This is a genomic window from Agrobacterium sp. CMT1, assembly GCF_037203725.1.
Classification (GTDB): domain Bacteria; phylum Pseudomonadota; class Alphaproteobacteria; order Rhizobiales; family Rhizobiaceae; genus Agrobacterium; species Agrobacterium pusense.
The window spans coordinates 32,231-43,876 of the sequence record NZ_JBBCAR010000014.1 but is presented as its reverse complement, the minus strand read 5'-3'; the positions used below and the strand labels follow the sequence as shown (position 1 = coordinate 43,876).

Here is an 11,646-nt window from a genome sequence, read left to right as displayed (position 1 = left end):
TTCAGAACTCCTTGTTCATGGCGAGTTGCGACGAGGTACCGGTATCGTCGGGTTGTGATGCGAGCTGGAGCGCGGCAATGCGATCAATCAGCTCGGCATTGAAGAGACGGTGCTGCAGTTGACAGAAGGCTTTTGGCTCGAGCGCCTCGTACCGGTCCGTTTTTCGGGCGGCGCGGATGGCGATGCAGGACGTTTCGTCATCTGCCGGAGCTGACACGCCTGTTGCCGCATCCTCCCCTGGAGCAACAGGACCCGAAAGTCCGGCCAGCCTGTCGATCGCCTGCGGCGTGAGGATGCGGAAGGCGCTGGCCGATGCAACGTTTTCAGAGGCGGCAAGCGCCGGCTCGGTATTCCTGATCAGGAGAGCGTTGCCGGCGAGCACTGCGGTCGCGCCCAATGCCAGCACCGTTGCGAGCTTGAGATGTCGAGGTTTGCGCTCGTCTGTCTTCTGACTGATGGAGGTCATGCCCTGCTCCTCAAAATGGATGATCGTGTCGTCAGGACCGTCCGGGAGGGAGGCGTTTGACTGGGACAAGGCTACGGCGGGTCAGCGCTGCGGGCACCTATACAGAGGTCTAGTTGGTATGGCGGAAGGTCGTGGCGGTATGGCAAACGCCGGGAGGAATTCCGTCAACGGCAATGCGTGCCCTGGCGGCACGGGGCCGGGGCATAAAAAACAGGGTTCGAAGGAAGAGGCCTCGCGTGATGAAAGGCTGTCTTCGCCAGGCGTCAACCGAAGGTCAGGGCTGCGGTCCGAGAACCGATTCCAGGCATCCCATCAGTTTGCCGATATTGACCGGCTTGCGCAGAAAGGCGAGGGCGCCGCCGCTCAGGGCGGCGTTGCGGGTGCGGTCATCCTCGTAGGAGGTCACGAAAATCATCGGCGCATGCTCGCCGCGCCGGTTCAATTCACTCTGCAATTCGATGCCTGAGAGGCCGGGCATCTTCACATCCACAACGATGCAGTCAATGTCCGCCTGCTGCTGCGCGTCCAGAAACTGTTCGGCAGAAGCAAACAGGCGGCATTGGTAACCGAAGGACATGATGAGATCGTCCATGGCTTCACGGATGGCAGGGTCGTCGTCAACGACGGCAATGACGGGAACGGGGGGCAATGAAAGCGACCTTTTCTGTTTTTCTTTCTTCCTCTATGCGCCCATGCCGCCCTCAAAGATACCATACTAAGATACAGGTGGGCGCATCTTCTCGCCGATCAGTTCCGCCTTGCGAACGAGATCGGCGACCGATCTCGCTTCCATCTTGCGCATCACATTGCCGCGGTGCAGTTTTACCGTGACTTCGCTGATGCCTAGCTCATAGGCGATCTGCTTGTTCATCAGACCGCGAACGACGGCGTTCATGACCTCGCGTTCCCTCGGCGTCAGTTGTTCGGCAAGGGAGGCGACGGCCTCGTTCTGGGCGCTTTCGCGGCGTCGTGATGCATCCCGTTCCATCGCGGCCGCGACGGCGTCCAGGATGTCCTGTTCCTTGAAGGGCTTTGTCAGGAAATCCACGGCGCCGGCTTTCATCGCCCGCACGCTCATCGGGATATCGCCGAAGCCGGTCATGAAAATGATCGGCATCCTGTTGCCGACGCGTTCCAGCTGCATCTGGAAGTCGAGGCCGCTGATGCCCGGAAGCCGCACATCGAGCAGCAGGCAACCCGGCCGGTTCAGATTGGCTTTTTCGAGGAAGGCGGTGGCGCTGTCGAAAGCTTCGGCATCAAACTTCATGGAGCGAAACAGATCGGTCAGCGCCTCACGCATCGACACGTCGTCGTCGACGATGAAAACGACGGGTTGGGGTGGCTCCTTCGCCTGCTTGCGTGGGTCAGGCATGGTCCATCTCCTGGCTGATCGGCATGGAAATGGTAAAGACCGCCCCGCCGAGGGGGTGATTATCACCGGTCAGCCTGCCGCCGCGCGCTTCCAGAGTGGTGCGGCAGATCGATAGCCCCATGCCCATCCCTGTCTCCTTTGTCGTGTAGAATGGTGAAAACAGCTTTTCCTTCATCTGCGCGGGGAAACCCGGTCCATTGTCGTGAACGGCAATATGGATATTGTGACCGTCTTCACGTTCTTTCCGCACCGTGATGGTGCGATTGGTGCTGCCTGCCTCTTCCATCGCCTGAATGGCATTTGTGAGAAGGTTGATGAGGACCTGCTGCAATTCGATCCTGACGGCCGTTATTGGCGGAGTGGCCTGTTTATCCACGTGGACGGCGGTGCCGCTGCGCTCGAGCTCGTGTTCGAGAAGGCTGAGCGTTTCGTCAATGAACTCATCAAGATCGAAGGTTTCCGTCTTGCCACTGGTATGGGCGAGCTGACTGCGTGTGTTCTGGATGATGTCGCTGGCGCGCTGGCCGTCACGGATCATGCGTTCGGCCGAACGGCGGGCCGCGGCGAGATCCGGCGGATCGCGATCGAGCCACCGCAGCAATGTCTGTGCATTGACGATGATGGCCCCAAGCGGCTGGTTCAATTCGTGGGAGAGTGATGCCGACATGGCGCCCACCGCCGCGGCCTTTGAAGCCTTCGTCAGCTCCGCCTGTGCTTCGGCCAGCGCCTTCAGCGCCATTTCGCGCTGAGTGATATCCACCATGCTCACCACCACGCGATTGAAGGCGGCGGCCTCGGCCGGAAAGCTGATGGAAAGAAGCACCAGCTTGTCTTCACCGCTTTCCGTGCGCACCACCACCTTGTCTTCAAAAACACGCCGGTTGTCGATGATCGCCTGCAGGACATCGACGAATTTTCCGGAAGACGAAACGATCGACCGCTGAAGGGTTCCGCGCAGAGAGGAGTCGTAACCGAGCATTTCCTTTCCGGCCTCATTCGACGCAACGACCGTGATGAGGTCGATGCATTGCTGCGTAAAACCCGGATTGGCGCGTGCGTGGGCGCGCATATCGGTGACGCCCTGTTGCTTGAGGCCCATCAACAGGGCGTGAAGCTTCGAATAGTCCCGCTCCCAGAGCGCTACGCGCGTGCGGTCGAAAATGGAGCGATAGCGCTCCTCGCTTTCTTTGAGCGCCGCGTTGACGGACAGCATCGCCAGCCGCGCGGTTTCGGTTTTCAGCAGCAGCATGGTGGTAACGGCCAGCGCTGCAAGGGCGACCACCAATCGAAGGGCAGACTGGAAGTCGGCGTCCTGCGCATGGGTCGCCGCATAGGACAGCAGCGATAGAATGGCGCAGGTGCAGGAGGTCGCGATGAGTCCTGACCAGCTCACGGCCTGCGCGGCCAGAAGAACCGTGATCACATAGAGAACGGCGATCGCGCCTTCTATGTCGGTATAGGTGTCGACGTAAAATACACCTGCTGCCAGCACCAGCGCGCCAACTCCAAAAAACAGATGGTGGGCTCCATCCTCCGGCTCTCTCGCGCGAAACATCATTGACGCAATCGACATTGTTCCCCCGATGCGATTTTTGCCGACAATACGGTTTTTTCAGCACAACCTGACCTATACATAGGTCTTGGTTGCCACCGCCCTCTTAACATCAGGATAGCGGGAAATGGGTGCGGGGCCATATGCAAAAATATGCATCCAGGACCTGTCGTCCACAGGCACCCATGGCCTCTGCAATGCGCACCGGCCCTTGGCTCGTCAGACAGCTGCTGCACTCACCGTAATCGGTACGCCTTTATAGGAGGGCGTTCCCGAAAGGCGATCATAACGGTCTAGCGCCACCACCGCATTCATCTCGGGATAATAACCCGCTGCCGAGCCTTTCGGGATATCGTACTCAACAGCCGTGAAACCCTGAACGAGGTGGCGCCCCTCACTGTCTTTGGCGATACCGTGAATATCGATACGGTCGCCATCCTTCAGGCCCCGTTCGGCGAGGTCCTGCCGATTCATGAAGATGACGTCCCTGCGACCGAAGACGCCGCGATAACGGTCATCCATGCCGTAGATCGTTGTATTGTACTGGTCGTGGCTGCGGATGGTCGTCAGCACGAGGGCGTCCGGATTGGAGATCAGCGGATCTTCCTCGATCCCGGTGGCGACAAGGAAATTGGCCTTGCCGCTCTCCGTGTTCCAGCGGCGGAAGGAGGCTGCGACATCAAGGCGGAAGCCGCCCTTCACGCGGACCCGGCTATTGAAATCCCTGAAGTCAGGGAAGACCTCTTCGATCTTGTCGCGGATGCGATCGTAATCGGCAATCAGCCAGTCCCAGTCAATGCCGTGACGGTTTCCGATGGTTGCCTTGGCGATGCCGGCGATGATTGCGGGCTCCGACCGCACAAGTTCGCCTGGCGGTTTGAGGAAACCGCGTGAGGCATGCACCATCGACATGGAATCCTCGACGGTCACCGCCTGCGGGCCGGAGGCTTGTGTATCCAGATCGGTTCGCCCGAAACAGGGCAAAATCAGCGATGTCCGTGCCGTCAGAAGATGCGAGCGATTGAGCTTCGTTGCAATGTGGACAGCGAGATCGAGTTTGCGCATACCTTCGAAGGTCGCGGCGGTATCCGACATAGCGACGGCGAGGTTTCCGCCAAGGCAGATGAGCGCCCGGGATTTTCCGGCGATGATTGCCTCGACGGCTTCTATGGCATTGTGGCCTTTTTCGGCGGAGGGGCGAAAACCGAAGGCGCGTTCCATGCCATCCAGCAGCGCCTTGTTCGGGATTTCGGTGATGCCGACAGTGCGATCGCCCTGAACATTGGAATGACCGCGAATGGGCGCTATCCCCGCACCCTGGCGGCCCATATTGCCGCGCAGAAGCAATAGATTGGCAATCTGCTGGACATTGCTCGTACCCTTGGCGTGCTGTGTTATACCCATGCCGTAACAGATAATGACATTGGAGGCGTTCACGTAAACCCGGGCAGCGCTCTCTAGCGCCTCCCTCGTCAGCCCGCTGACCGAGCAGATCGTATCCCATGAGGTGGCGTCGATATCGCTGCGCAGCACGTCGAGGCCTGAGGTATGTTGCTCGATGAAGGCCCGGTCCAGTGCGCCGGCTCCGCCTGCATCGAGGCTTTCCGCATCCATTTGAAACACTGCCTTCATGATGCCCTTCAGGGCGGCGAGATCGCCGCCGGTGCGCAGCTGATAATAGGCGGAGGCGATCGGAGTGGAAGAGAGCGTCGCCATTTCGATCGGGTCCTGCGGCGCGGCGAAACGCTCCAGAGCCCGTTCCTTCAACGGATTGAAAACGACGATCGGCACACCGCGTTTTGCGGCATTGTGCAGCGTCGTCATCATGCGGGGATGATTGGTGCCCGGATTATGGCCGAAGCTGAAGATCGCATCCGCATGATCGAAGTCCTCCAGCGTCACTGTGCCTTTGCCGACGCCGATGGATTTCGGAAGGCCGACGCTGGTTGCCTCATGGCACATGTTGGAACAATCGGGAAAATTATTCGTCCCGAAGGCGCGCACGAAAAGCTGATAGAGAAAAGCAGCCTCGTTGGACGCCCGGCCTGACGTGTAAAACTCCGCCATGTCTGGGTCACCAAGCTTGTTGAGCTCCTGCGCGATCAGGCGGAATGCATCGTCCCAGGCGATCGGCTCATAGCGATCACTCTCGGCTTTGTAATGCAGCGGAAGGGTCAGCCTTCCGGCATCCTCGAGCTTGTGGTCGGTCCACTGCCACAATTCGGAGACCGTGTGCTGTGCGAAAAATTCAGGTCCGGATCGTTTGGCGGTCGATTCCCATGTGATCGCCTTGGCGCCGTTTTCGCAAAATTCGAACGATGAGGTGTGTTTGGGATCGGGCCAGGCGCAGCCGGGACAGTCGAAGCCTTCGGGTTGATTTGCCTTGAGCAGCGTCATGGTGCCCTGGGCGACGATCTGCTGGTGGGCGAGGGTTTTCGCGACGGCTTTCAACGCATCCCAGCCGCCGGCGGGATGATCATATTTTTCGATACCTTCCGGGCGTTGTTCTGTCATGTAGGAAGTCCTTCGATTTTGCAGCCTGGCGATTGTCGTTGGCAACGACGGTAGCCCACGTACGCAAGCTTAAACATCATACTCATGCATAGGTTGCCTGCTCACCAGAGGGCGAAACGAAAAGGCCGCCTCCTGCGGCGGGGGCGGCCTTTTGCGGATCGGGAGGGAGATCCGCGGCTCCGGGGAGGGGACGCCGGAGCTTCTGGCTTCTGTGAGCCAATCGCCGAGGGGCGGGGCGACGGGCAAACGTTATCCCGGGCCGGCGCTAGCCGAAACTACACTTAGGTATCGGGTAGACTGTACCAGCAGCCGATTTCTCCTCACCCGTTCTTCTCCCTATTCTCGAGGCCGATCAGACAGCCGCAACAGGGACGCTCAACAACGGGCGGTCAAGTGCCAAAGGAGAACGATCATGGACACGACAACAGCTTCGAGAAACCGCAAGCTTCCACTTGCAACCCCGACCGATCTCGGAGCGGAGGCAAGCCGCGACATTGCCGCGGCGTTGACCGCCCTGCTGGCGGATGTCTTTACGCTCTACGTCAAGACCAAGAACTTCCACTGGCATGTTTCCGGTCCGCATTTCCGCGACTATCACACGCTGCTTGACGAACAGGGCGCCCAGATCTTTGCCATGACCGACGACATCGCCGAAAGGGCGCGCAAGATCGGCGGTACCACCATCCGCTCCATCGGACATATCGCTCGCCTCCAGCGCCTCCTCGATAATGACGCCGACTTCGTCACGCCTGAGGATATGCTTGCCGAACTGCGCGAGGATAACAAACAGCTGACCGCCATCCTTCGGCAAACGCACAGCCTTACCTCCGACCTCAACGACCACGCGACCACCAGTCTGATCGAGAACTGGATCGACGAGACCGAGCGGCGCACATGGTTTCTGTTTGAAACCACGCGCCATGCGCACTGAACGCAGGACAAGGAAATGGCCGGCAATCTCATCGAGCTCGCGCTTTCCAGACGGCACCTGCTGCTGGCGGGCGCGGCACTTTCCACGGCGATGGCCATACCATCGACAGCTTTTTCAAACTCCACCCCATCTCCCACCGAAGGAGCATTTCCAATGACTGAATCATTCGTAAAGACCAAGGACGGCGTCAATATCTATTTCAAGGACTGGGGCCCGAAGGATGCCCAACCGATCGTCTTCCATCATGGCTGGCCATTGTCATCCGACGACTGGGACGCGCAGATGCTGTTCTTTGTAGAGAACGGTTATCGCGTCGTGGCGCATGACCGCCGCGGCCACGGCCGGTCGGAGCAGGTGAGCGATGGGCACGACATGGATCATTACGCCGCCGATGCCTTTGCCGTCGTCGAACATCTCGATCTCAGAAATGCGGTTCATATCGGGCACTCAACAGGCGGTGGCGAAGTCGCCCGCTATGTCGCAAAATTCGGCGAGCCGCACGGCCGTGTCGCCAAGGCCGTGCTCGTCTCCGCTGTTCCGCCGCTGATGCTGAAGACGCATTCCAATCCCGGCGGCCTGCCGATCGAAGTCTTCGACAGTTTCCGCAAGGGCGTCGCCGATAATCGCGCCCAATTCTTCCTAGATGTCCCGACCGGCCCCTTCTACGGTTTCAATCGTCCGGACGCGAAGGTCTATCCCGGTGTTATCCAGAACTGGTGGCGTCAGGGCATGATGGGTAGCGCCAAGGCCCATTACGATGGCGTGAAGGCTTTCTCGGAAACCGATCAGACGGAAGACCTGAAGGCAATCTCGGTGCCCACGCTTGTCCTTCACGGCGATGACGATCAGGTCGTGCCGATTGCGGCCTCCGCCGAATTGTCGGTCAAGCTTCTGAAGAACGGGACGCTGAAGGTGTATAAAGGTTACCCGCATGGTATGCTCACCACCCATGCAGACGTTATCAATCCCGATCTGCTGGCTTTTGTGAAAGGCTGATCGCGTAAGGCGCCGCTGCCAGCGAAAGCGGGCGGCGGCCGGTTCCCGCGGAGAAGGAGATTTCGATGCCGTTCAGACCAGCTGATGAAACTCCTCTCCTTCGTGACGGGATCGCGAGCCTGCCGGAAATGGAGGATATCCAGCTTGAGCTTCCGCTCTCGTGCAGAACAGGGCGGGATATTGAGGGCGACGCCGGGCTGAAGCAGTCTCGGTCAAGTCCCAGCACCAAAGTGCCAGCCGTGTGCGTCGATCGCCACCGTTGACAGTCGTTTATTGTATCGCAAACCGGTGAAACTACATCCGGGTAACATTCCCGGCTTTTGACGAAAAACTCCAGACACAAGACTTGCCCATCGATTGGCACAACGTCGCTATCAAGTATGGAGAACCGTGATGTCCAACGAAGTCGTATCGCTCCTGGAGATCCGCAAGGTTTTAAATGAGTTTTGCGAAGATAATCGTCTTCCGATCGGCTGCGCCATGGCCGTCGATGCCGCAAGATACCTGATTGGAATTGCCTCAACCGATGAGGTCGAACGTTTAACCCTGCGACTGTCGCTGGATCAGTGGATGAAGGAACGGATTGCTGCTGCCGCCTGAAATGGCTCGGCTTGGTATAAAGCCGCCCCAAATCGGGGGCGGCTTCTTTGCGTTATAGAAAGACCAGACGCAATAGGTGGTGAAGCGCGGGCTGATCCCGCGCTTGTCTGACGGGATTCAGCGCAGTTTTCGGAAAGCTTCCCGCAGCTCACGGGAGAAAATATCGGGCTGCTCCCAGGCTGCAAAATGCCCGCCGTGATCCACCTGATGATAATAGGCGAGTGACGGATAGGCCTGCCTGCTCCAGCTCTCGGGCGCCTGGTAGATCTCCTTGGGAAACACCGTGATACCGACGGGGATCTTAATGTCGCGGGTCTTCTGGGCGTCCGCGCTGAAGTTGTTGTTGTTGTTTTCCCAATAGAAGCGTGCGCCAGAGGCGCCGCTGTTGGTCAACCAGTATAAGGTGATATCGTTGAGCATCTCGTCCCTTGAAAGAACACTTTCGGGTTCACCATTGCTGTCGCTCCACTGCGCGAACTTCTCATAGATGAACGATGCGAGACCAATGGGAGAGTCCGAGAGAGAATATCCGATCGTCTGCGGTCGCGTGACCATCATCGCGCCGTAAGCAGCGTTTCTGCCGAAAAACGTCTGCAGAGCGTTGTAGGCATCTCGTTCGGGAGGCGAGAGATCTGCCGGCGCAGCGTCACCGCTGCTGATACCCCTCATCAGCGTTCCGGGAACTGTGGCCGGCATATTGAGGTGGATGCCAAGCAGACCCTTCGGAGCTTGGCGTGCGAGAGCATCGGAAATGACCGAGCCATGGTCGCCACCTTGGGAGACATAACGTGTGTAGCCCAAACGCTTCACTAGAACGTCCCAAGCGCGTGCAACACGATCCGGTCCCCAGCCGAGATCTGTTGGATGACCTGAAAAACCATAACCGGGTATCGACGGAATGATCACATCGAATGCGTCTTCGGCTTTGCCCCCATAAGCGGTCGGATCCGTCAGCGGGCCGATAACCTTCGTGAACTCGAAGATTGAACCCGGCCAGCCATGGGTAAGGATGACAGGCAGGGCATTGGGGTGGCGTGAGCGCACATGAATAAAGTGGATGTCTACACCGTCGATACTGGTGATAAACTGAGGCAATGCGTTGAGCTCGTTTTCGGCGTTTCGCCAGTCATAGGCGCTGCCCCAGTATCGAACGAGGTCCTGAACCCGCGAGAGCTGGATGCCCTGGGAGATATCCCCCACGGTCTCCCTGTCCGGCCAGCGTGCATTTTTGATTCTCGCCTTGAGGTCGTCAATCTGTGATTGGTCAATATGCACTTGGAACGGGTGAATGCTATCGTCTTCCCGGGCTGTCTGTGATTGGGATGGTTTGGCAGTTTCCGCTGCCAGGGCCGGGAAAAAGGCCATCAGTACGGCTATGGCAGACCCAAGCACCATCGCTGTGCCGCGCCCGGTTTCCGCCGGATGAAGTATGTAGGTCATATTTCTCTCCATATGATGAGTTTTTGCAATTATTCGCACCCGAGACTGGTAGATGTTGCTCGTGTCCCGGCTGCTAGGTTTGACCTGGTGTTGCGTCACCGAACGTCGGCTTTCAGACGGCTGACGCTGCGGCGTGCAGCAGACCGGAGCGCGCCGGTATCGGCTTGGAAAAAATTGGTGTCACGGAGTGAGAATGGCGCGCGGTTCGAGCATACCATCGAGGCCGAAGGCACCGATTTCCCTGCCAATGCCAGACTGTTTGAAACCGCCAAAGGGCGCGCGGGGATCATGAGGAGCGCCGTTGATGACGACACGGCCTGCCACCAACCTTTCGGCAATTTTTTCGGCGCGCCTGAGGTCGGATCCGAGCACATATGCCTGAAGTCCATAATCGCTGTCATTAGCGATCTCGATGGCCTCGTCTTCGTTGTCATAGGCAATAAGGCAGAGGACCGGGCCGAAGATCTCCTCGCGGGCGATGCGCATGTCGTTCCTGACCCCGGCAAAGATTGTTGGACGGGCGAACCAGCCCTTTTCCATTCCAGCCGGCCGCCCGGTGCCGCCCGTCAGCAGGGTCGCCCCTTCGTCGATGCCGAGTCGGATATAGGCCTGAATCCTCTCCCACTGCGCAGCGTTCGCGAGAGGTCCTATCCGAACCTCCGGATCGCGGGGGTTGCCGACCTTGAATTTCCCAGTCTCCATCCGGAGCTTCTCCGAAATCTCTGTAAGGCGGGACCGAGGGGCGATGATGCGGGTGCCCGCGACGCAGGCCTGACCGCTGTTTGCAAAACCTGACATCAGGGCAACAGGGATCGCCGTTTCGAGGTTGGCGTCCGGAAGGATGATTGTGGGCGCCTTTCCTCCGAGCTCAAGAACCAATCTTTTCATGCCGTCGATCGCGGAGCGCTGAATTATTTTTGCGGCCTGAGTGGAGCCGGTGAAACTGACGGTCGCAACGTCGGGATTCTGCGTCAGCGCCGCACCGACCACGGGCCCCGTGCCGTTAATGACATTGAAGACCCCCGCCGGAAGGCCGGCCCGGTGCAGCCTCCTCAGGAATAAATCCGTCTGAAATGCGCTCTGTTCTGCCGGTTTGATGACGAGGGACGAACCGGAGCCGATCGCGTGGGCAAGCTTGGTGGCGATAAATCCGAAATTGCTATTCCAAGGTGTGATAGCGGCAAGAACGCCGCGGGGCAGCATCCTGACCGTGCTTTTGCCCACAACACGGTCAAAGTCGTAGTTCCTAACGGTCTCGGCCATCACATCAAAAACTGAAGCGGCGTTCTGAACAGAGAACGCCGTAAAATAAGCGGGTGCGCCGTATTCTTCGGTCATGGCTTGCGCAAGCTCATCCGGCCTCTCGGCGACCACATCGCGCAAGCTGCGCAGCATATCGATACGCTGCATCTTGGTCGAGGCCGCCATGGCCGGAAAAGCGCGTTTTGCAGCTGCCACCGCCGCCCTTGCATCATGGGTGTTGCCGAGACGGACCTCGCCGATTTTTTCTTCGGTTGCCGGATTGAAAAGGTCCAGCCGCTCATCGCCGACCGGGATGACAAATTCACCGTCGACGTAGATCTGTTCTATTGTTCGCATTGATCTGGCCTCATTGAAGGTCGGAAGTTCGGTTCGATGGTCGCAGCGTAACGCGGCGAACTGCCCCCAAAGGAACTTCCGTAAGTGGATTGGAGGGGCACGCGGAGGTGAAAGTGTGAAGCGGCTGCGACATGCGCCGAGCCGCTCCCAGGGTCACATCGCTGAAAGCGCGCCCA

Annotated in this window: 10 protein-coding genes; 3 read left to right on the top strand and 7 right to left on the bottom strand. The window is 58.7% G+C overall.

Annotated features, from left to right (window positions below; translation table 11 throughout):
* Position 1 precedes the first annotated feature (1 nt).
* From WA845_RS16445 to WA845_RS16425, 5 genes are all read right to left on the bottom strand, one after another.
* On the bottom strand, positions 2-466 hold the full coding sequence (locus WA845_RS16445) for a hypothetical protein (protein ID WP_022563945.1): 465 nt from the start codon (positions 464-466) through the stop codon (positions 2-4).
* Positions 467-740: 274 nt separating this feature from the next.
* On the bottom strand, positions 741-1,115 hold the full coding sequence (locus tag WA845_RS16440) for a response regulator transcription factor (RefSeq protein WP_004444449.1): 375 nt from the start codon (positions 1,113-1,115) through the stop codon (positions 741-743).
* 66 nt (positions 1,116-1,181) lie between these two features.
* Positions 1,182-1,838, bottom strand: coding sequence for a response regulator transcription factor (locus WA845_RS16435; RefSeq protein WP_107340433.1), 657 nt, complete (start codon positions 1,836-1,838; stop codon positions 1,182-1,184).
* Positions 1,831-3,411, bottom strand: coding sequence for a PAS domain-containing sensor histidine kinase (locus WA845_RS16430; protein ID WP_107340434.1), 1,581 nt, complete (start codon positions 3,409-3,411; stop codon positions 1,831-1,833). The genes WA845_RS16435 and WA845_RS16430 overlap by 8 nt, the downstream gene beginning before the upstream one ends.
* A gap of 198 nt (positions 3,412-3,609) precedes the next feature.
* Complete coding sequence (locus WA845_RS16425) at positions 3,610-5,904, bottom strand: FdhF/YdeP family oxidoreductase (protein WP_022563947.1); 2,295 nt, start codon at positions 5,902-5,904, stop codon at positions 3,610-3,612.
* Between the two features lie 412 nt (positions 5,905-6,316).
* Here WA845_RS16425 and WA845_RS16420 point away from each other — a divergent pair, with 412 nt between their 5' ends.
* The 3 genes from WA845_RS16420 (at position 6,317) to WA845_RS16410 (ending at position 8,431) form a co-directional block, all read left to right on the top strand.
* Entirely contained in the window at positions 6,317-6,835 is a 519-nt protein-coding gene (locus WA845_RS16420) for a Dps family protein (protein WP_112552898.1), read from the top strand.
* A gap of 15 nt (positions 6,836-6,850) precedes the next feature.
* Positions 6,851-7,831 carry an alpha/beta fold hydrolase gene (locus WA845_RS16415; protein ID WP_034497775.1) on the top strand — a complete coding sequence of 327 codons (981 nt, stop codon included), beginning with the start codon at positions 6,851-6,853 and terminating at the stop codon, positions 7,829-7,831.
* A 393-nt stretch (positions 7,832-8,224) separates the two neighbouring features.
* Positions 8,225-8,431: a hypothetical protein gene (locus tag WA845_RS16410; protein WP_034497773.1), complete on the top strand. Its 207-nt coding sequence runs from the start codon at positions 8,225-8,227 to the stop codon at positions 8,429-8,431.
* Positions 8,432-8,548: 117 nt separating this feature from the next.
* Here WA845_RS16410 and WA845_RS16405 read toward each other — a convergent pair whose 3' ends face one another.
* Positions 8,549-9,871 carry an epoxide hydrolase family protein gene (locus WA845_RS16405; RefSeq protein WP_112552902.1) on the bottom strand — a complete coding sequence of 441 codons (1,323 nt, stop codon included), beginning with the start codon at positions 9,869-9,871 and terminating at the stop codon, positions 8,549-8,551.
* 180 nt (positions 9,872-10,051) lie between these two features.
* Positions 10,052-11,470, bottom strand: coding sequence for an aldehyde dehydrogenase family protein (locus WA845_RS16400; protein WP_174150417.1), 1,419 nt, complete (start codon positions 11,468-11,470; stop codon positions 10,052-10,054).
* Positions 11,471-11,646: the final 176 nt, after the last annotated feature.

Excerpts from the sequence above, each read along its gene's own strand:
- WA845_RS16430 (WP_107340434.1), bottom strand. The coding sequence starts at position 3,411 with ATGTCGATTGCGTCAATGATGTTTCGCGCGAGAGAGCCGGAGGATGGA.
- WA845_RS16400 (WP_174150417.1), bottom strand. The coding sequence starts at position 11,470 with ATGCGAACAATAGAACAGATCTACGTCGACGGTGAATTTGTCATCCCG.
- WA845_RS16415 (WP_034497775.1), top strand. The coding sequence starts at position 6,851 with ATGGCCGGCAATCTCATCGAGCTCGCGCTTTCCAGACGGCACCTGCTG.
- WA845_RS16420 (WP_112552898.1), top strand. The coding sequence starts at position 6,317 with ATGGACACGACAACAGCTTCGAGAAACCGCAAGCTTCCACTTGCAACC.
- WA845_RS16435 (WP_107340433.1), bottom strand. The coding sequence starts at position 1,838 with ATGCCTGACCCACGCAAGCAGGCGAAGGAGCCACCCCAACCCGTCGTT.
- WA845_RS16425 (WP_022563947.1), bottom strand. The coding sequence starts at position 5,904 with ATGACAGAACAACGCCCGGAAGGTATCGAAAAATATGATCATCCCGCC.
- WA845_RS16410 (WP_034497773.1), top strand. The coding sequence starts at position 8,225 with ATGTCCAACGAAGTCGTATCGCTCCTGGAGATCCGCAAGGTTTTAAAT.
- WA845_RS16445 (WP_022563945.1), bottom strand. The coding sequence starts at position 466 with ATGACCTCCATCAGTCAGAAGACAGACGAGCGCAAACCTCGACATCTC.
- WA845_RS16405 (WP_112552902.1), bottom strand. The coding sequence starts at position 9,871 with ATGACCTACATACTTCATCCGGCGGAAACCGGGCGCGGCACAGCGATG.